Raw genomic sequence first — 21358 nt, 5'->3', positions numbered from 1 at the left:
TTACAGGCTGACGTCGCCCTGGTCCACTCGCGCAGGATACAGATAACCATGAATCGCCGGACCAGTAGGCTGGCCCGTGGGCGAGCCGCCTTCCGGCTCCAGACTGATGCCAAAAGTGGCTTTTTGGAGAAGCGCCGGGTCGTAGTCACGCAATGCGGCGTCGTTGAGCGTAAAGTTATTGCCGAGAACGCCGACGGATCGCGGCTTCGGTCCAAGTTCATCGGCCTTGATCCAGAGTTGGTAGGACCGGCCGGATACCGGCTCCGCCGTGACCGGCCGGATATTGAGCTGGCGATTGTCCAGGTCGACAGTCAGCAAGAACGCTGGCTGCTCGTCGTTATGCTGGAACACCGCCACGAACGACTGCGTGGTTGGCTGAGACTCTGGCTGAAACACCAGAACTGCAACCAGCACCAGAGCCGCCAGCGACGCCAGTGCCGTGCTCCAGCGCCATCGGTTAACTTGCTGCCGGAGCACGGTGACGTTGTCGATCCCGCCAGCTGACTCAAGGCCGTCGAGCCGCCGTTCAATGCACTCGAAGAGCTCGGGCGCAGGTTGCACAGGGTCGGTGTCCTCCGCCATTGCGGACAAATGCTCTTCCCAGTGCAGAATCAACCTGTCCAGCTCGGGATCTTCCGTGCGCCGGCTCTGGACATAAGCCCGCTCCTGGGCCGAAAGCGTGCCCAGAACGAACTCTGCAACCAGCATGTCCAGCTCGTCGCGTTCGGTCATAGCTCAAGGCACCTTCTGATCTGCTTCAGCGCGCGGTGAAGCCAGGTTTTCACCGTGTTTACCGGCTGCTCAAACTGGCTTGCCAGTTCATCCCGCGACCAGCCATAAAGATACGCCAGTCGCACCATATCCTGGCGGTCTTTCTCCAATTCGTCGATACAGTGGTTCAGCCGACCCGCCTCCTCCTCGCTCTCCAGCTGCTCCTGGACGGCAACCTGCCTGCTGGCGACCTGCTCCAGGTCCTCGCCGGTGCTGGTGCGACCCACGGGGTTTCTGCGCAGCTCGTCGATGGCGAGGTGCCTCGCGACAGATGCCAGCCAGGTCAGGGGTGAGGACTTGTCTGCATCAAACAGGTCGGCCTTCTGCCAGATTTTCACATAGGCCTCCTGGATCACATCATCAGCCCAGCTTCTATCTCTCAGCATACGCAGCACAATGCCCAGAAGTTTCGGCGCCGTAACGCGGTATAGCTGAGTAAAGGCGGCGCGATCTTTCGCAGCGACGCGGTAAATCAGCTTGGCGACCCCGTTCGCGGACTCCGACATTGTCCTTCGATTCTGCGCCGCAGATTCAGCGCGACCGTCGAAGCCGCCCTCGCTCGAAGTGGACTGTTGTGAGTCGGTATGCATGCACGGCCTTTTTATGAAGTAATACCCGGGACAACTGCAGGGGCACAGGCGCGATTATAGAGGAGTCCCGACTGGGTTGTTGGATAACATTTTCGGCGCAGAGCTTGAGGGGAAAATCAGGGTACGGGGCGACGTTGCGGGGCTGGTGCCCTGCTGAAAGCGGCTATTGATGCCGAAGTTCCCGCGTACGATTGGTGCTGCGGTTTATTCTGGGCACCGAGCCGCTGCACGGCCGGTGCCTCACGGGCTGAACAATCAGCTGGCTTTCGCCTTTCTTGAGACAACCAGCCCCAGTATTCCCATACCCAAAAGCGCAAGGGAACCAGGCTCCGGAACTTCACTGGCTCCCGCTTCAGTGTAGAAACTCTGGCCGAAGGCCTGGCCCATGCCCTGGGCTGCGAAGGAGACGCCGTTCGAGGCTGCTCCGGTCAGAAGGTCTATACCATAAATCGTTGTGTCTGCTACACCGTAAAGTAGGCCGTCGTCACCGGTGGCCAGCCCATACATGTTGGCAACACCAAACCCGCCAATGCTCGAGGAGTTAGAGACATCGTTCAGGTCAATACTGATCAACTCCGCTGAGTCTGAGGCCATGTAGAAACCGCCGCTATTGAATGCGAGGTCGCCGCCTGAGGAGAAACCCATATTGCCAAGGTTGGTTGCTGCGGCATTCGAAGTGTCAACGCTATAGAGGTTCTGGGTGTTGGTTCCCGCAGCATAAAGTGTCCCGTCGGTACCAAAGACCAGGGCATTGCCCCCGGCAATATTGTGGTTACCAATGTAGCTGGCTGAAGCATTGCTGCTGTTGATCGAATAAAGCCCGGTGAAGGAGATGCCCCAGAGGTTTCCAGACGTATCAAAGGCGATGTCGGTCATGGTAACGCCCATCGAGCCGATGATATTCACGTTTCCGCTTTCTACATCGACGGTGCCCAGATTCCCCTGGCTGTCGTGGAGGTGCATGATCGGGCCGGCGGACACGGTGCCTGCCAGCAAAAGGCTCATCAGTGCAGCGATCACGACTGACTTGACCTGCATTGGGCCGAAACCCTTTTTAAATGCCATGGTGAAACTCCCTTGTTAATCCTATGACTGGGGTTACAGACCCAGGCTGGCGCAGCCAACGACGTGGACAAGGCAGATTCTGTTCCTTAGGCAGAGGCAGTTATTAGAATCAGGAACTTACTGATTCGTAACAGCAACTAATTTTGCGCAAAAGCAAAACCCGTAAAATTAGCTGACACACTTTTCTGGGAAGCGGCCACAGGATCCCGCCGGTCATCACCCAAGCACGGGCGCGAGAACGAGGCCCCCGGCCAACCAGATTAACGCGACTGCACAGAGGGTGCGAAGGACGATCGTACCCAGGCCCGCACCACCGCCGTGGTCGTGATGGTCGTGTTCATGCCCGTGCGCCTGCCGGGCCTGCCACCAGAACCATATCAGGACAGCCGTGATCGCCAGAAAAATCAGGTTCAGGACAAACCCGTAGTCAAACTTGAAGTGATCCTGCTGCGTAGCGGCCCGAACGGTATCGCTGTCCGGGAGCATCCCCAGCGCAAAAAAACCGTAGTGCATGGCCATCGATGCGAAAACCAGTCCACTTAAAAGCAGGGCCAGTATGTAGAGTGACATCTTCCAGCCGTAGTAACTGGCGTTAATCCGAAGCACTGGCAACACGACCAGATCAGAGAAGATGAAGGCCATAACCCCGGCAAAGCTGACGCCGTTACCGAACAGCACAGCGGCGAGCGGGATATTGCCCATGGAACCGATGAAGGTAAAAAATGCAGCAATCGGGCCGATCAGCGTCTGGGCGAGCAGCGCGAAAAACCCCGGCTGTCCCCCCTCGCCATTACCCGCGCCGACAAAGATGCTGTGAAAGAAGCTCTCCGGCACAAACGCGGCGATGACACCGGCGACGGTAAAACCGATCAGGACATCTTTCCAGACCATCTGCCATTCCATGACATAGGTCATCCCTATCTGCTGCCAGCCCTCGCGACTTTTGATCTTCTTCCGCCAGTCCCCGCTTCCGCCTGCTTCCGCGTCCTCGTCTCTGCCGAGACGTTCCCGCGCCTGCTTGATCAATTTGTCCGGGCGAGTGATACGGATAAACAGCCAGCCAAACAGGATCAGCAGAATACCGCCGACATATTCCGCCACCACAAACTGCCAGCTCAGGAAGATAGCTATCACTACCCCAAGTTCTATCACAAGGTTTGTCGAGGCGAGGAGAAAGGCAATTGAAGGGGCAAGGCCGGCGCCCTTCTGGAACAAAGCACGCGTGGTTGCCAGCGCGGCGAAACTGCAGGAACTGGAGATAAAGCCGAAAAAAGTCCCCAGCAGCATGCTCTTGGGGCCGGTTTTGCCCATGGCTTTCTGCATGCGCTGCTGGGTGACGAGAACCTGGATCAGGCTGCTGATGACATAGCCCAGAACAAACGCCCAGAGCGCCATCCAGAAGAACCCGGCGCTGGTCATCGCGGCCTCATGCCAACTCTGCAGAAAGCTATCCATATACGTCCCTGTACATTGTCGAACTTGATCGAGACGTCCATCGTACCGCCAGCGAGCGCCTCAAGACAACGGCAGAAGTTGTGCTCAAATGGAGCAGCTCTGCCTACAGCCCGCCCTGACTCACAGCACCCTCGACATAGAGCGTAGCCCCATCACGGGTATAGACATTAAACGTCACGCCGAGCACAGAGGTGCTGCCGGCCGCGGACCAGCCGGAGCCGTTGGCATCAGAGACTGAGTCATCGGCGCCACCCATGACGTACAGCTCACTGCTTTCGTCAGAGATGGCCAGCAAGTCAAGCGCTGTGAGGGTCAAGGTGTTGCCAAGCCCCGCAAGATCGATCACTTCAAGATTACGGATGTGCTCGTAGCCCAAAGCGGTCAGGTCCAGTGTCAACCCGCCCTCGGTAAGTGCCAGCGTGTCGAAAAGTCCGCGACCGCCGTCGATCCGGGTGAAAGCCAGGTCCGACACAAGGATGATATCGTCACCCGAGCCGGCCACCACGGTATCGGCCCCGCCTTTCCCGTCGATGGTATCGTTGCCGTCGGTCCCGACCAGATGGTTGACGGATGGGTTGCCCGTCAGCCTGCCGAAGCCCAGAGCCTGGAAATCTCGGCCCCAGATCACGTTCAACTCTCCGGCGTTCGTAGCCAAATCGTCGCCGTGCTGTGAGGTAAGCAGCAGGTCGTCGTAGCTATCGCCATTGATATCACCGACTGCACAGTACTTGCCGAAGTGATCCCCACCACCGTCACCCAGCATTTTGAAACCATCGGCGCCACTGAGCATGGCCAGATCGATATCGGCCCGTGAATAACCCGGCTTTCCGTAGAGAACCCATGCAGCCCCTGTATCTGCGCCGCCGCCCTGACTGTCGCCCCAGCCAGAAACCAGAAGATCATCTATGCCGTCAGCGTCCAGGTCGCCAGTACAGGTGGCGTGGCCAAAGTAGTCGGAGGCAGACTCACCCTGAATCACGAAGCCCTGGCCCGGCGCCAGTGTCTCAATATTGATATTGGCGTAAGGCGCCAGAGAGGTATTGCCGTATATGACAGCTGCGCGGCCTGCCCTGGTACGGGAGTTCGGCGAGGCGTACTCCTGGCCAACTACGAGGTCCGTGTAGCCGTCACCGTTTATGTCGGCACCGGTGATATCGGATCCCAGCCGGGCAGAGGCTGTGTTTGATGTCAAAGCAAAACCATTGAGGCCGTCGAGCGAGGACACCGCAATATCCGCAAAACTGGCACCGCTCTGCCCGAAGATCAAATAAGCCCGCCCCGCATTGCTGGCAGACGTGTCCGAGTCCACCTCGCCAATAATCAAATCATTGCGGCCATCGCCGTTGTAGTCGCCGATAAAGCGTACGCTGTTGCCCAGGTACTGGGCTGAAGCGCCGCCGGTGCGTATACGGAACCCCTGGCTGCCCAGCGCACCCAGCGAGATCCTGCTCCGTGTGGCTGATGAGGTGCCGAGAATGACGTAGGCGACACCACTATTTGTGCCGTCGACATCGCTGAGGGGGTGGCCAATTACCAGATCATTGATGCCGTCGCCGTTGAAATCACCAGAATGATCAAGCAGCCTCACCGGCAGAGGATCCGTTTCGGTGGAGCTGCCGAGATGCTGACCGCTCTCATGAGCCAGGATATCAAAGCCGTCACTGCTCGACAGGCTACTCAGCCAGATGTCGCTGCGCGTAGCCTGCGCCTTGCCCCAGATAACATAAATTGCGCCACCGCTGAGTGCTCCTTCGTTGCTGTCGCCGGCACCCAGAACAATGTCGTCGAGACCGTCGCCATTGAGGTCGCCCGACATGGAGCTGGCCGTTCCGAGGGTTTCGTTGGAATCAAAGCCGATGATGCGGAACCCATCCGCGATGCCGAAAGTGCCCAGGTTGATGTTGGCTCGGGTGCTGCCCGGACGGCCGTAGACCACCCACACCGCACCCGAATCCACACCGTTCTCATCAAACTCAGAAACGCTGACCAGATAGTCTTCAAACCCGTCACCGTTGACGTCGCCTCCAGCGGCAAGTGCAGAGCCGAAGAACTCGCCGCCATCGTGCCCCCGCACGAAAAAGCCATTCGCGGCGGAGAGTCCGGTGATATCGAGCACCGTGGCCACTGCCGAAATGTTGCGATTGAAAGACAGGGAGTAGGCAAGACCCGGCTGCGCCAGCGTCAGGTTGGCGTTGGCGTCGCTGAGACTTCTGATAGAGCCGCCGTTGCGATTTAGCGAATTTTCATCGACATAGGTCAGCTCGGGCGTGGTATCCCCGGGCGCGACCGTGTACGCGAATGTCAGCGTGTCGGCGCCCGAGCCACTAGTGTAATTGATGGCCTTGTCCTGATCGTCCAGCTTCAATGAGATCTGTGGCACGCCTTCGACCACTACGGCCTCGCTGAAGGTGACCAGGACCGGTATGACCTCGCCTGCCTGGTGGCTACCATCAACCGATGAGGTAACGTTGGTCACGGTCGGCGTCGTGACATTGGCCGAGGTAAAGTTGAGGGTCGTGCTATCGGCGATGCCCTCGTAGTCCTTGCCCGCACCGTTATTGAATGCGGTCGCGTCCACCTCGACGTAGTAGCCGGTATTGGGCACGAGGGTGTCGCTGAATTCGATCTTGATTGCCGATGTCCCGGCACCGGTGACCTGGAGGGAAGTCACACTGACCGCTTCAAAGAGCGTGCCGTCGCCTGACTCACGCACGCGCACCTGGCCTGAACCTGGCGTTACTACCTGGTTGAAGGTCAGTGTCAGGTCGCTGCCGAGGGCAACACCAGTATCGCCGTCAGCCGGCGACGATGCATTCAGAAGCAGCGCGTTCTCCGAAGTGAAGTTCCAGGTCGTCGTATCGGTGATTCCGGCAAAGGCATTGCCCACCCCGTTCGTAACCGTTCCTGCCGCCATCTGCACGTAATAGTCTGTGAACAGTTCGAATTCGGTAGCCGGATTTATGGTGAGCGACGAGGTACCGTCACCGGTCACCCGGGAGTCGCCCACGGGGATCTGCTCGAAGATGCTATTGTCATTGGCGCGGCGAATAATGATATCGCCGGACCCGACGTAAACCGTCTCGTCGAAATCGATCGTCAGGTCCGCCGCCAGGGGGACATCGGTCGCGCCGTCCATTGGGTCGAGCGAAGCTATGAGAGGCGGGGTGGTGTCGACGACGACACCGAAGGCTGCGGAAGCCGCCGAGACGTTACCGGCCAGGTCTGCGATCCTGGCGGTGATGCTGTATGACCCTTCGGAGAGCGCGGTGCCATAGCTATAGCTCCAGTTTCCAGAGCCGTCCGCTGTGGCGGTGCCAATCGTCGTGCCGTCCAGAGCGACCTCGACCGAAGCATCAGCCTCGCTGGTGCCGTTGAAGGTCAGCGTCGTGTCGCTGGTAATGCCGTCCCCCGGCGCTCCGGTGTCGTTGCTGATGCCGGTTATCGAAGGTGTGTCAGCGCTTGTGTCGACGCTGATACCAAACGGAACAGACAGGGCCGAAACATTGCCCGCGATGTCCGTCGCTTGAGCCGTTATCGCGTAGGTCCCGTCAGAGAAAGGTGCCGCGCTGCGGTCATAGCTCCAGTCGCCGCTGCCATCGGCCGCGGTCGTTCCTACCAAGGCGCCGTCTATGAAAACGGCTACTGACGCATTGCTCGCAGAAGTACCGTTGATCAACAGTGTCGTGTCCTGGGTAATCCCGTCACCGGCGGTGCCGGTATCGTCACTGATCCCGTTAATGACGGGTGCTGGCTCGGTAGCGTCGACGATCACATTGAATGCTGGAGACACAGATGACACATTCCCCGCCACATCGGTCGCCTGCGCCGTAACGCTGTAGGCCCCGTCGGACAGGGCGACAGCGGTATGGTCAAAGCTCCAGTTACCGCTGGCGTCAGCGACTGCGGTTCCTATTCCGCTACCATTTAGAAGTATCTCCACCGCGGCATCTGCCTCGCTGGTTCCGCTAAAAATAAGGGTATTGTCGCCAGTCACGCCATCGCCGACTGTGCCGGTGTCGACGCTGATCGCAGTCACCGCTGGCACCGGGGTACCGGTGTCTACGATTACGTTGAGGGCGGCAGAGGCAACCGACACATAACCGCCACCGTTAGTCGCTTGGGCAGTCACCGCATAGGCACCGTCGCCGAGGGGCGTGGTGGAATAGTTGAAGCTCCAGAGCCCGGACCCGTCAGCGTCAGCTGTTCCGATCGGCGCGCCGTCCAGAAAGACTTCAATGCCGTCATAGGCGCCTGAACTCCCGCTGAACACCAGACCAGTGTCGCCGGTTATGCCGTCGCCCGCGGCGCCGGTATCATTGCTGAAAGCGAGCACGACCGGCGCGTCCGGTGGCGCCGGCTGGGACAACTCGCTCTGGACGAAAAGCGAGACCTCACCGAGGTCATAGCGGTCATAGGTGATGGCATTAACCGTCGCCGTGCCGTTGGCCGTCCAGGTCTCGGCGCCGTCAACAGCAACCCAGTCGCTGCTGCCGCCACGCACGTAGAGGGTCCGTACCTGACTCGACAAGGCTAACAGGCTGGCTTTGCTGACCGTCAGGCCGTTGCCTAGATCGCGCAGGTCGATGGCTTCGATGCCGCGGATCACTTCGTAATTTATGGCGCGTAGATCCAGAGACAGTTCATCGCCGGTCAGGGCCAGCACGTCTTCGCCGCGACCGCCGTCAATGCGAGCGAATGCCAGGTCCGATACTTCGATAATATCGTCCCCGGCTCCCGCAGAAATCCGGTCGGCACCACCTGCACCCATGATTGTCTCGGACGCGCTTGTGCCTACCAGATAATCGGCGCCGCCGGTCCCGACCAGATCAGCGTCTACGACTGATAGAAAGTCTTTGCCCCAGATGACATTGATTTCGCCAGCGTCCCCAGCGGTGTTGTTGCCCAGCGCCGACGACACGATCATGTCGTCGTAGCCGTCGCCGTTGATGTCGCCGATGGCGTTGGTACGACCGAAGTAATCTACTGCTTCGTCACCGATAATCTTGAATCCATTGGCGGACGAGAGCGTGCTCAGCTGGATGTCGGTCCGGGCAGTACCCGGCTTACCGTAGACCAGCCAGGCTGCACCGGCGTCTCCGCCCCCTTCGTCATCCACCCAGCTGGAAACCAACAGGTCGCCTATGCCATCACCGTTGATGTCGCCGGCGCCCTCCACCGCATGGCCAAAGAAGTCTGCGCCCCCTTCGCCGAAAATTGTGTAGCCCTCGCCCGCAGGAATAGCGCCAACACTGATGTTGCTGTAGTTGGCCGCGGAACGGCCATAAACCACGATCAGCGAACCGGCGTCAGTGGCGACCTCGTCAGAGGCCACATTGCCGACCAGCAGGTCGGTCAGACCGTCACCGTTGACATCTGAGCCACTGACCGAGCCACCCAGCCAGCTCACCCCGTCTGATGTTGAAATCTTGAAACCTTCAGCCGAGCCCAGGGTCATCAGGTTCACGCTGTTGTAGGTGGGCCCGGCATGGCCCAATATCACATAGGCTTGGCCAGCATCACCCGCGATCTGGCCCGAGCGGGGCGCGCCGACGATGACGTCGTTCAGGCCATCGCCGTTGAAGTCGCCCAGGAACTGGACACTGTGGCCGAGATGCTCCCCTGCGGCGCCGCCGGTGGTTATCTTGAAGCCCTCACTACCCAGACTCGACAGGTTGATATCGGCCCGGGTCGCGCCGGTCTGGCCAAAGATCACGTAGACAAGACCGCTATCACCACCGTCGTTATCGCTGGCACCGTGCCCAAGCAGCAGGTCGTCGATTCCGTCCCCGTTGAAGTCACCGTCCGCATCGACAAACTGGCTGTTCTGCGGACTGATCACGGTCGTATTGCCCAGGAAGTCGCCGGCTTCCTGGGAAAGTATCCGGAAGCCATCCGCTGAGGTCATGGTCGATACGTTGATATCCGTCCGCGTCGCGCCGGCCTGCCCCCAGATTACATACGCAGTACCGCCATTGGTGACAACAGTGTCGTCATGGGACGCGATCACCACGACATCGTCGTAGCCGTCACCGTTGAGGTCGCCACTCAGGTCCACGGTCATGCCGAGGTAATCCGCAGCGTCGGCGCCATGGATCAGAAAGCCGTCGCTGGCATCAAGCGCACCAACGTCAATATGGGCTCGTGTCGCACCGGGTTTACCGAAGATCACGTAAGCCGCCCCGGCATCGCCCGCGTCAATATCACTGAGATTGACGCCGATGACGATGTCCTCGTAGCCGTCGCCATTGATATCACCGCCCGCACCGAGGGAGCGTCCAAATTGATCCGCCACCTCATAGCCCTGGATAAAGAACCCATCGCTGGGCGAGAGGTCAGTAATATCCAGCGCAGCAGCTGTAATGACGATGTTTTTGTTGCCACTGAGGGAGCCCGCCGCGCCGGGGGTGGGTAGAGTCAGATCGGCGTTGGCCTGATCAGCGTTGCGGATACTGCCGTTATTGCGTTCCAGCGCGGCGGCCGACGTATAGGCCAGGTCGCCCGTGGCGTCCCCGGTGGTGACCCGATAGTCGAATTGCAGCGTATTGCTGCCGCTGCCGGTGGTGTAGCTGATGAACTTGTCGTAGCCATCCAGGTTCAGTTGCAGTCGCGGCGTGCCGGTAACGTTGACTAGCTCGCTGAAGGTGACCTGCACCGGAATGACATCGCCACCCCGGTAGGTTCCGTCCGCGAGCGATGAAGTGACGTTGGTGATCGTAGGTGTGGTGGAGGTGATTGTCGTGAAGTTCAGGTCAGTATTGCCAGTGATGCCTGCGTAGGCGACGCCGTTGGCGTTTTCAAAGGCGCCCGCGGCGATTTCCAGGTAGTACGCGGTGCTGGGCGCGAGTGTGTCCGGGAACGCCAGAGCCAAAGTTGAAGTGCCGGCGCCGGTTATGCCGGCAGTCGCCACGTCAATGGCTTCGACAATTGCGTCATCGCTGAGCTGCCGAATCAGAACCGTTCCGGTGCCCCTGTAGGCAGGCTCACTGAAGACCAGCGTCAGCCCGGTATCCAGGGCAACGTTTGTGGCCTCGTCAGCCGGTGTTGAGGCGGCCAGGGTGAAATCCACTGTCGTAAACGCCCAGGTGGCGTCGCCGCTGATGCCGGCGTAGCTGTTACCGGCCAGATCCGTTACCCAGCCCGAATCGATGGTCACGTAGTACTCGGTACCACCCACAAGAGGATCTGTCGGGTTCAGGGTCAACGTCGCCGTGCCCATTCCTGTAACCCGGGCATCGCCCATGGGAATGGTCTCAACTACCGCACCGCCGGCCTTCTCGTGGATCACCAGGTTGCCGGAGCCAGCGTAAACGATCTCGTCGAAGGTCACCGATAAGTCAGCCGCCAATACTACGCCGGTGGCGCCGTTGGCTGGCGAGAAGGTGCTGGTGCCTGGCGCCTGGCCGTCAACGGTAACCGCGAACCCGGAGGACGCTGCAGAGGTATTGCCCGCCTTGTCGGTTACCGCAGCGGTGAATGTGTAAGCGCCATCGGCCAGCGACGCGGGGGCACTGTCAAAGCTCCAGCTGCCGTCCCCGGCAACGGTTTCTGTTCCCAGGGACGTTCCATTCCTGAATACTTCCACCGTGGTCGCCGCTTCGCCAGTACCGTTGACGACGAGCGTGCGATCAGACGTGATGCCATCGCCAGCGGTGCCGGTATCCGCGCTGATACTGGTCACTGCTGGCGCTGTGGCGCTGGTGTCGACCACCAGCGCCAGCGCGGATGAAACTATGGAGACATTACCGGCGACGTCCGTCGCGACGGCTGTTACGGCGTAGCTGCCCTCGCCCAACGAAGAGGCTGTGTGATCGTAGTTCCAGTCTCCGGCGCTGTCCGCGCTGGTGGTACCGATCGCGGAGCCGTCCAGCAAAACCTGTACAGAAGCATTGCTTTCACTGGTTCCGCTGAATATGAGGGACGTGTCGCTGGTGATACCGTCGCCGGCCGTGCCGGTGTCTGCGCTGATGCCTTCAACCGAGGGCTGCGCGATGCTGGTGTCGACGGTGAAATTCAGCGCCGCTGAGACAGCCGAGACATTGCCCGCCGGATCAGTGGCTTCAGCAGTAACGGCATAGGTGCCATCATCCAGCGGGGTGAGCGTGTGGTCGAAAGTCCAGTTACCACTACCATCCGCCGTAGCCGTCCCGATCACCGTGCCATCAAGGGCGACGTCCACCGCGGCGTTTGCTTCGCTGGTGCCGCTGAATGAGAGGCTGTCATCGCGGGTTATACCGTCGCCTGTCGTGGCGGTATCGGTGGTAAAAGCGGTCACCGCCGGGGTCGCTGTGGCAGTGTCAACCGTCACCAGGTAGTCCGCCGACACGGGCGACGTGTTACCCGACAGGTCGGTGGCCTGAGCCGTGATGGTGTGGGCGCCGTCTGCCAGAACCGGCGTATGGCTATAGCTCCAGTTCCCGCTGCTGTCGGCCGCGGCCGTGCCGACCGAAACCGCATCAACGAACACTTCCACGGACGCATCGGCCTCGCTGGTGCCACTGAATTGCAGGGTATTGTCAGCCGTTACGCCGTCGCCAACGGTGCCAGTATCAGTGCTGATGGCGGTAACCACCGGCGCAGCAGAAACGGAGTCCACCTGCAGCGAAAAAGCCCCGGAAAGCACAGAGACATTGCCGGCCGTGTCTTCGGCCTGGGCCGTCATGGCATAGCTGCCGTCCGCGAGAGTCACGCCGCTATGGTCAAAGGTCCAGTCGCCGCTGCTGTCCGCCGTTGTGGTTCCGAGGGAGGAGCCGTCACGGAACAGCTCAATGCGGGCATTGGCTTCGGCGGTTCCGGCGAAAATCAGTTCCGCGTCAGAAGTGAGCCCATCATCCGGCGTACCCGTGTCGTCCGTGATACCGGTGATTACGGGCGCCGCCGCCGTCCGATCGACAGTGAGAGCGAACGCCGAAGAGGCTGCAGTATTGCCCGCGACATCAGTCGCCAGCGCGGTCAATACAAAATTTCCCTCTGCCAGCGTCACACCCGTGTAGTCCAGGCTCCAGATGCCGCCACCGTTGGCGCTCACTGTACCTATGGCACTGCCATCCAGGAGAACAGCCACTTGCGCACCAGGCTCCGCGGAGCCGGCAATGGTCAGGGTGTTGTCGCTGGTAATGCCATCTCCGGCTGTTCCGGTGTCGTCGCTGATCGTCTCAACGTCCGGTGCGGTCGTGGCGGTATCTACGGTGACTGTCAGCGTGGCGGACAAGGGAGAGACATTGCCGGCCCCATCCGTGGCGCGGGCCTCTACGCCGTATATACCGTCGGCCAGCGTCACTGCGGAATGATCAAAACTCCATGTTCCGCCAGGGGTGGCCGTGACCGAGCCGAGGGCGCCGCCGTTAAGGTAGACGGCTACGCTGGCACCGGCCTCGGCAGTGCCCGAAAACAGGAGCCCCGTGTCCCGCGTAAGCCCATCTCCGGCCACGCCGGTATCGTTGGCAAATGCGGTAACGGAGGGCGCGAGGGGCTCGCTGGCATCAACCACAAGGGAGCCGCCATCAAAAACGGTTGAGGTATTGCCCGCAGCATCCCGAACAGTAGCCGTCACCGCGTACTGTCCCTCTGCCACCGGCGTCGCGCTCGCATCCAGCGACCAGGCGCCGGCGCCGTCAATCTGAGCGCTGCCGATCGGGCTGCCGTCCAGGAAGACCTCTACGGTCTGGCCGATGGGGCCGGTGCCCGACCAGGTCAGTGCGCCATTGGCGGTGATGCCATCGTTTGCTGCTCCGGTATCGGGGGCAAAGCTCAGACTGGTAATCGTCGCAGGTGCGGAGCGGTCAAGTTGGACTGTGTAGGGTGCAGAAACAGCGGACGTATTGCCCGCCGCATCCATCGCGCGTGCCGAGATCAGATGCGAGCCGTCGGTCAGCGACGAGGCGTCATGGGCCAACGACCAGGTACCGTCTATGGCCGCAGTAGTGCTGGCCAGCGCCGCGCCACCCAGCAGGACCGTCACGCTCGCGCCTGGCTCCGCAGTTCCGCCTAATGTCCAGGTCGTACTACGGGTCAGGCCGTCTGCGTTGTTGCTACCGGTGTCGGGTGTGACACCGCTCACTGCGGGCGCCACTGGGGCCTGGGTATCCACCAGCACCGGGTATTGCACGGACACGGCGCTGCGCATTCCGTAAAGGATAGCTTCGGCCGAAAAGCGATAGAGGCCATCAGGGAGCGACGCCGCACGGTAATCGAACGTCCAGTTTCCGTCAGCCGAGGCCTCAACATCGCTTATAAAAGTGTCGTTGACGTAAACGTCGACCCTGGCGCCGGACTCCGCCGTGCCGAAGAGCAGTAGCGTGTTGTCTGACGTTACGCCGTCCCCGGCAATACGTGTGTCGTCAGACACGGACCCGATCAGCGGCGCAACCGGCGCGGAGGGATCGTAAGTAAAGGTAAAGGTTTCGGGGGCTGTTGTCCGGCTGTCAGCAGGTGAGATGCCGACCGTGGTTACCGCGTGCGCACCCACGGCCAGGGGCGAACGGCTGTTGTCAAAGGACCAGGTTCCGTCGGTACGGGCCATTACTGTGCCCATGAACTGACCGTTCAGTGTGACCTCAACACGATGATTTGCGGGGGCAACGCCGAGAAAGGATACGGTGTCATCGATAATCCGCCCCTGACCCACCGCGCCATGGTCAGTCAGCACGGAAATGGCAGCCACAGTGTCAGGATCGTAGGGGGGCGGCAGGCGGGTTACGTCACTCGCAAGCGTAACAGTGCCGGCACCGTCGGTCGCGCCGCTGACTACGGGTGCTGTCGGAGTATGGGGTTGAGTGGCGGTGTCGTCAGAATCCGAACCGCCGCAAGCTGTCAGCAATAGAAACCACAGCAGGCACACAATGCGACGACGGTACAAAATTGAAACTCCGAGCGAACGCCCCTTTTTCGTCCAGTGCGGGGCAACAAAAGCTGGAGCCTTAACTATTGTTTATAAATCGTGGTCCAGCCAGTGCTGCTAACCATTTATTGCAGAGTGCTTACATCCGCTTACATGCAGAGCCTATCCATGTCCCGCCGGGCATGACGCAGGTTTTCCCTGACTCTACTGTCCTGGCACCGAAAGACCCGCTTGCCGTCCTGATTTCCTTCGTGCCTCCACCTCTGCTAGTTTCTCAGGTGCCTAGCACACTAATGACCCGTTGGGTTCCAGCCGAGGATCTATTTATGAAACTTAAGGATGCGGTCGCGATCGTCACCGGTTCGTCTTCCGGCATAGGTGCGGCCATAGCCCGGGCCCTGGCCGAACAGGGCTGTCATGTCGTAATCAATTACAGCCGCAATGACGCCGGCGCCCGCGCGGTGGCCACTGAATGCGAGGCTCTGGGCGTTAGGGTGCTGGTACAGAAGGCCAACGTCGCCGAAGATGACGACTGCCGGGCGCTGGTTGAGGCAACGGTCGCCAGATTCGGTCGGCTGGATGTTCTGATCAACAACGCGGGCACCACCCAATTCTGCGCCCATGAGAACCTGGCGGGGCTGGACAAGCAGGACTTCCTCGACCTTTACGCAGTTAATACTATTGGCCCGTTCCAGATGACCCGCGCCGCTGAAGCAGCTCTGCGGGCGCAACCCATCGCCCATGTCATTAACATGGCTTCCATTGCCGGGCTGGCGGGAGTGGGCAGTTCAATCGCCTATGCGGCTTCGAAAGGGGCACTGCTGACATTGACCAAATCTCTAGCACGGGTGCTGGGCCCCCAGGTTCGGGTTAATGCCGTTTGCCCGGGATTCGTCCAGGGGGAATGGCTGGAGAAAGGGCTGGGTAAGGAACGGTACGGAAAAATTCTGGATCAGACCCGTGCAACAGCCCCGCTCAACGACACGGCGACGCCAGAAACCGTCGCGCAGATCGTCCTGGGACTGTTGATTGGGGGTGACCTGACGACTGGCGAGTCCCTGCTGGTTGATGGTGGAGCCCATCTGAACTCTGGTGTTCCGCGGCGGTAAACAGCACTCTCCCGGCTGCAGAAGGGTTGCAGAGGCGCGCGGTGCGCAGTGCGCAGTGCGCACCCTACCTGAGGTCAGCCTTGATGCGCCGGGCATCAGCACAGATATAGCCTCCGTAGGGTGCGCACCGCGCACCAGCCGGCAACTCTTAAGTCGTGCAAGTTCCACTCCGCGGGAATGTTTCGCTCTGCAGAACTGTGCGAATTCCTCACCCGTAATAACGAAACACCGTACCGCTTTAAAATAATACCAACCGCTCATTGAATCGACGAGGCACTCGCTTTATAACTGACGGGGACCTGTTTAACAGTTCACCATCAGGAGAGTACCGGCACCGTCCTGTGCCCGCTCTGCCTGAGCACTCCGAAAGTCGCAACAACTATAAAAAGGCCACATCCCCGTAGGCCGTGAAGATTGAGGAGAATAGTATGGCTAGTCGTCACAAGTCCGGCCTGATCGCCGGTGTCCTGCTCGCTCTATCCCTGTCCGCTACCGCTGAACCATCCAAAGATCCGATCCGCATCGCCTATATTGAACCCCTCTCGGGGGCCTTCGCCAACGTCGGTGATGCCGGGCTGAAGCACTTCCGTTTCGCCGCGGATATGATCAACCAGGAAGGCGGCGTCATGGGCCGCAAGTTCGAAATCGTACCCATGGATAACAAGCAGAGCGCATCCGAATCCACCCAGCTCCTGCAACGCGCGATCGACGAGGATATTCCGTTTGTAACCCAGGGCAACGGTTCAAACGTGGCCGGTGCGTTGATCCAGGCCATCGACCGCAATAACCGCCGCAACAAAGACGACCGTATCCTTTTCCTTAACTACGCAGCGGTCGACCCCGCCCTGACAAACGATCAATGCAGCTTCTACCACTTCCGCTTCGATGCGGCCAGCGACATCAAGCTTGAGGCACTGACCAACTACATGGCCAAGCAGGATGACATCAAGAAAGTCTTCCTGATCAATCAGGACTACTCCCACGGCCATGTGATTTCAAAGCTGGCCAAAGAAATGCTCAAGGAGAAAAACCCCGAAATCGAGATCGTCGGCGATGTGCTCCACCCGATCGGCCAGGTACGGGACTTCTCGCCTTACGTCTCACGCATCAAGCAGTCCGGAGCGGACTCCGTTGTCAGCGGCAACTGGGGCAATGACCTTTCCCTGCTGGTGCGCGCCGCGGACAGTGCCGGCCTCGACGTTGACTTTTACACCTACTACGGCGGCGGCCTGGGTACCCCGGCTGCGGTAAGCGAGCGGGGCGAGGATTCGCTCCACCAGATCACAACCTGGCATGCCGACGTTAACGTGGATGAGAAACTCTCCGACTACGAAAAATGGTTCAACGATTTCAAAAAGCGTTACCCCGAGATCGACTGGTACTACCACCAGATCTACAACCAGATGTATATGCTCAAGGCCGCAATCGAAGAAGCCGGCACGACCGATGCGGTACCTGTGGCCAAAGCACTGGAAGGCATGACCTTCGAGTCCCCAACGGGCACGGTGACGTTGCGTGAGAAAGACCACCAGATGATTCAGCCCATGTATATTTCCGTGATGGATTCCGACGCCAAATACGATGCGGACAACTCCGGCCTGGGCTTCCGTACCCTGGCCAAGATTCCCGCCGAGCAGGCGACCCTCCCGACCACCTGTGAAATGCAGCGCCCCTAGTCTCCCCTGCGGGACATCAGGCTACGAGCCTGATGGAAGCATTGAGCTGCAGACCTACGTGTCTGGTGGCAGTCATACGCCACCAGACGCACAGATGATCAAAGGCCGGGGATTCAGATGCTGGAAACCATTGCATTCTCTCTTCTAAACGGCCTCCTGTACGGCATGCTGCTGTTCATGCTGTCCAGCGGCCTCACGCTTATCTTTGGCATGATGGGCGTTCTCAACTTTGCCCATGCCAGCTTCTACATGCTCGGCGCCTATTTCGCTTACACCGTAGGCATGGTGACCGGGTTCTGGGTGGCGCTGTTTCTCGCGCCCATCCTGGTCGGCATGATCGGCGCCGCAGTTGAACGTTTCGGTTTGCGGCACGTCCATCAGCACGGACATGTACCGGAACTGCTCTTTACCTTCGGCCTGGCCTATGTGATCGACGAGTTGGTTAGTCTGTTCTGGGGCACGGTGCCGGTGCCTTACCGCATGCCGGAAGCTCTCGACTTCACCTTGTTCACGATGTTCGGTATCGACTACCCGGCGTTCAAGGTGTTCATTCTGGCCGTATCGGTCGTCATGTTCGCGGCGCTTTACGTTCTGCTCAAGAAAACCCGGGCGGGGCTGATCATCCAGGGCTCGCTCTCCCGGCCTGACATGGTCTCGGCACTTGGCCATAACGTTCCCCAGGTTTTCATGTGGGTCTTCGCCATCGGCTGCGCCCTGGCTGGACTGGGCGGCGTGGTCGGCGGCATCCACCTGATCACGGAGCCGGGCATGGCCTTCCTGATGGGGCCGATCGTGTTCGTGGTCGTGGTGCTGGGCGGTTTGGGGTCAGTCCCAGGCGCCCTGATTGCCTCCATCATTATCGGCGTTTTGCAGACGCTGGCCCTTTCAGTCGACTTCTCCCTGGCCCGCGTTTTCAGCGGCATCGAAGTCTCGAGGGAAAGCTTCTTCGCGACAATCTGGTATATGGATTCGTTGAGGCTCGCCCCGGTATTGCCGTTCCTGTTGCTGGTACTGACGCTGATTTTCCGTCCACGCGGATTGATGGGGAAACGTGAAACATGAGTGCTCCACTAGAACCCGACACAAGCACAAACGCTGACAAAAGCACGAGGCCCACCGCGACTGAGGGCAACCAGCCCGGTTTCCGCTACATCAGTCTCTGGCCCTGGGCCGCTGTCGTCGTGGCCGCCCTGGTGCTACCGCTCATATTCAGCTCAGGCCATTCTGTCGACATGTTGAGCCAGATGGGCATCCTGGCTATCTTCGCCCTCTCCTACAACATGCTGCTGGGTAATACCGGGCTGCTTTCGTTCGGCCATGCCGTCTATTTTGGCCTCGGCGGTTTCTGCACCATGCACGTTCTGCGGATGGTCAACGAAGCCGGCACCGGGCTGCCCCTGGAATTGCTGCCGCTGGTAGGCGCTTTCTCCGGGCTCGGGTTCGGCATTATATTCGGCGCGGTCTCGACCCGGCGTGCAGGCGTGGTGTTCGCCATGATCACCTTGGGCATCGGCGCCCTGGTGCACTCCAGCTCCCTGATGTTTACCAACTTCTTCGGCGGCGAAGGCGGCCTGTTCGGTAACCGGGTGCAGGCGCCTTCCCTGTTCGGCGTGGACTATGGCCCCAGCATCAACGTTTACTACCTGATAGTGGCCTGGACCCTGATCTCTGCCATTGGCATGTTCGCGCTACGCCGTACGCCTCTGGGCTGGATGGCCAATGCCGTGCGGGACAACCCGGAGCGGGCACAATTCGTCGGTTATAACCCGCAGATGGTGCGGTTTATCCAGTTCTCGCTGTCTGCATTCTTTGCGGGATTGGCGGGCGGGCTGTTCATTCTCGCCGATGAGATCATCACCGACGAGACAGTGGGCCAGGTTGTCTCGGGGCAGGTGCTGCTGGCCACTTACCTGGGCGGCATCGGTTATTTCTTCGGGCCGATATTTGGCGCCATCCTGGTCACTTATCTGGAGACTTCACTGTCATCGGTCACCGAGGCCTGGGTCCTTTATTTCGGCCTGATGTTTATTGCTGTTGTGATGTTTGCGCCCCAGGGCCTGTTCGGTCTGCTACATCAACAGCTCGCTGCGATCCGCGCGGGCCAGTGGAAAGGGACAACGCTGATACGCCTATACCTTCTGGCCACCACGCTTATCGCGATTTTCGGGCTGGTCTGCGTCGTTGAGCTCGCCTATCACTATTTCGGCAGCTGGGACCCCAGTGCTCCCATGAATCTGATGGGCCTGACGGTCAACGTCACCAACGCCCTGCCCTGGCTCGTCTCTCTGGGCATCAGCGCGGTCGGGCTGGCACTGATGAATGCCCACGCCCGCCCCCTGCTTCGCCGCAGGGCGGCCGCAACGTCTTCCGGAGGTGAGCAATGAGCACTCGCACGGCGCTGAAACTGCAAGACGTGAGAAAGAACTTCGGCCGCGCGGAGATCATTCGGGGTGTCGACCTGGAGATCCAGGAAAACGAGCGTCACGTGGTCATCGGGCCGAATGGCGCTGGCAAGTCCACCCTGTTCAACCTGATCAGCGGACGATTGCAGGTTTCCGGCGGCACCATCGAACTGTTCGGCGAAACCATCAGCAACCTCCCGCCCCACCGGGTCAACCGCAAAGGCCTCAGCCGCAGCTTTCAGGTGACCAACCTGTTCCAGAACATGACAGTCATACAGAACCTGCGCTGCTCCCTGCTCTGGGCGGCGGGACACAAGTACGCTTTCTGGAAGAGTGTGCTGTCCCAGAAGGCCCTCACTGCCCGGGCCGAAGAACTGATGGAGCAACTTAACCTGCAGCACCGGGCCGATGTGCCGGCGTCGCTGCTCACCTACGCCGAACAACGGGCCCTGGAAATCGGTGCAACCATTGCATCTGGCGCCAAAGTTATTCTGCTGGACGAGCCTACCGCCGGCATGAGCCGGCACGAAGCCGACGCCGTGGTGAACCTCATCCAGACAATCACCGCCGACTGCACGCTGGTGCTGGTTGAACATGACCTGGGCGTTGTTTTCGAGCTGGCAGACCGGATCTCGGTACTGGTCTATGGCGAGGTCATCGCGACCGGTTCCCCCGAAGCGATCCGCGCCAATGCCGCGGTCCAGGAAGCCTATCTCGGCACGGAGGTGCACTGATGCTGCAGATACGGGACTTACACGCCTACTACGGCAAGAGCCATGTATTGCGCGGTGTGAATATGGACGTCAGGGCGGGCGAGATCGTCAGCCTTCTGGGCCGCAACGGCGTAGGACGCTCCACCTTGTGCAAGGCCGTGATGGGTCTGGTTCCGCCCAAGGGCGACATCCGCATGGAGGGCAAACAGCTCGCGGGCCTGTCCGCGCATCAGGTCGCCCACGCCGGGGTAGGCTATGTGCCGGAGGATCGGGCGATTTTCCCCGGCCTGACCGTGGCACAAAACCTCGAGCTGGGCATGAAACGCCGAGGCCAGACTGGCACCCAGTGGACACTCGAGGCCGTCTACAAACGCTTCCCCCGGCTGCGCGAGCGGGAACACACCCCTGCCGAGGTGCTGTCCGGCGGCGAGCAGCAGATGCTGAGCATGTTCCGCACCCTCATGGGCGACCCCAGGTGCATCATGGTGGACGAGCCCACCGAGGGCCTCGCACCCAAAGTCGTCGCTGACGTTGCCGCCATCCTCGAGGAAATCGCCGCAGCTGGCATCGCCGTGCTCCTGGTGGAACAGAAGCTCAGTATTGCTTTGCAGATATCGCATCGGGTCTATGTCATGGGCGAGGGCAAAATCGTCTTTGACGGGACTCCGGATTCGTTGCAGGCCAACCCCGAAATCCGCAAGGAATGGTTGGAGGTCTGATGGCTCGTGGTCAGGCACTTG

General features: G+C 60.1%; 11 protein-coding genes. 6 read left to right on the top strand and 5 right to left on the bottom strand.

Annotation, left to right across the window (positions count from 1 at the left end; genetic code table 11):
• From soil367_RS01965 to soil367_RS01945, 5 genes are all read right to left on the bottom strand, one after another.
• Positions 1-732, bottom strand: a complete 732-nt coding sequence (locus soil367_RS01965) for an anti-sigma factor (RefSeq protein WP_136546406.1) — start codon at positions 730-732, stop codon at positions 1-3.
• Positions 729-1361: a sigma-70 family RNA polymerase sigma factor gene (locus tag soil367_RS01960; protein WP_246065468.1), complete on the bottom strand. Its 633-nt coding sequence runs from the start codon at positions 1359-1361 to the stop codon at positions 729-731. Before soil367_RS01960 ends, soil367_RS01965 begins: the two co-directional genes overlap by 4 nt.
• A 255-nt stretch (positions 1362-1616) precedes the next feature.
• On the bottom strand, positions 1617-2426 hold the full coding sequence (locus soil367_RS01955) for a PEP-CTERM sorting domain-containing protein (protein ID WP_136546404.1): 810 nt from the start codon (positions 2424-2426) through the stop codon (positions 1617-1619).
• 216 nt (positions 2427-2642) lie between these two features.
• Positions 2643-3881: a permease gene (locus soil367_RS01950; RefSeq protein WP_136546402.1), complete on the bottom strand. Its 1239-nt coding sequence runs from the start codon at positions 3879-3881 to the stop codon at positions 2643-2645.
• 103 nt (positions 3882-3984) lie between these two features.
• Positions 3985-14736: an Ig-like domain-containing protein gene (locus soil367_RS01945; protein ID WP_136546400.1), complete on the bottom strand. Its 10752-nt coding sequence runs from the start codon at positions 14734-14736 to the stop codon at positions 3985-3987.
• Between the two features lie 308 nt (positions 14737-15044).
• Here soil367_RS01945 and soil367_RS01940 point away from each other — a divergent pair, with 308 nt between their 5' ends.
• From soil367_RS01940 to soil367_RS01915, 6 genes are all read left to right on the top strand, one after another.
• A complete protein-coding gene (locus tag soil367_RS01940) occupies positions 15045-15827 on the top strand; it encodes an SDR family NAD(P)-dependent oxidoreductase (protein WP_136546398.1) in 783 nt (260 codons plus the stop codon).
• Between the two features lie 428 nt (positions 15828-16255).
• The gene (locus tag soil367_RS01935; protein ID WP_136546396.1) at positions 16256-17503 is read left to right on the top strand and encodes a branched-chain amino acid ABC transporter substrate-binding protein; all 1248 of its coding nucleotides are present in this window, start codon (positions 16256-16258) and stop codon (positions 17501-17503) included.
• A 117-nt stretch (positions 17504-17620) separates the two neighbouring features.
• Entirely contained in the window at positions 17621-18565 is a 945-nt protein-coding gene (locus tag soil367_RS01930) for a branched-chain amino acid ABC transporter permease (RefSeq protein ID WP_172962247.1), read from the top strand.
• On the top strand, positions 18562-19887 hold the full coding sequence (locus soil367_RS01925; protein ID WP_136546394.1) for a branched-chain amino acid ABC transporter permease: 1326 nt from the start codon (positions 18562-18564) through the stop codon (positions 19885-19887). Before soil367_RS01930 ends, soil367_RS01925 begins: the two co-directional genes overlap by 4 nt.
• Positions 19884-20639 carry an ABC transporter ATP-binding protein gene (locus soil367_RS01920; protein ID WP_136546392.1) on the top strand — a complete coding sequence of 252 codons (756 nt, stop codon included), beginning with the start codon at positions 19884-19886 and terminating at the stop codon, positions 20637-20639. Before soil367_RS01925 ends, soil367_RS01920 begins: the two co-directional genes overlap by 4 nt.
• Positions 20639-21337, top strand: coding sequence for an ABC transporter ATP-binding protein (locus tag soil367_RS01915; RefSeq protein WP_136546389.1), 699 nt, complete (start codon positions 20639-20641; stop codon positions 21335-21337). Before soil367_RS01920 ends, soil367_RS01915 begins: the two co-directional genes overlap by 1 nt.
• Positions 21338-21358: the final 21 nt, after the last annotated feature.

The organism is Hydrocarboniclastica marina, from assembly GCF_004851605.1.
In the GTDB taxonomy this organism is placed as follows: domain Bacteria; phylum Pseudomonadota; class Gammaproteobacteria; order Pseudomonadales; family Oleiphilaceae; genus Hydrocarboniclastica; species Hydrocarboniclastica marina.
Note: the sequence above shows the minus strand (reverse complement) of the source record. Positions and strands in the feature narration are given on the sequence as shown.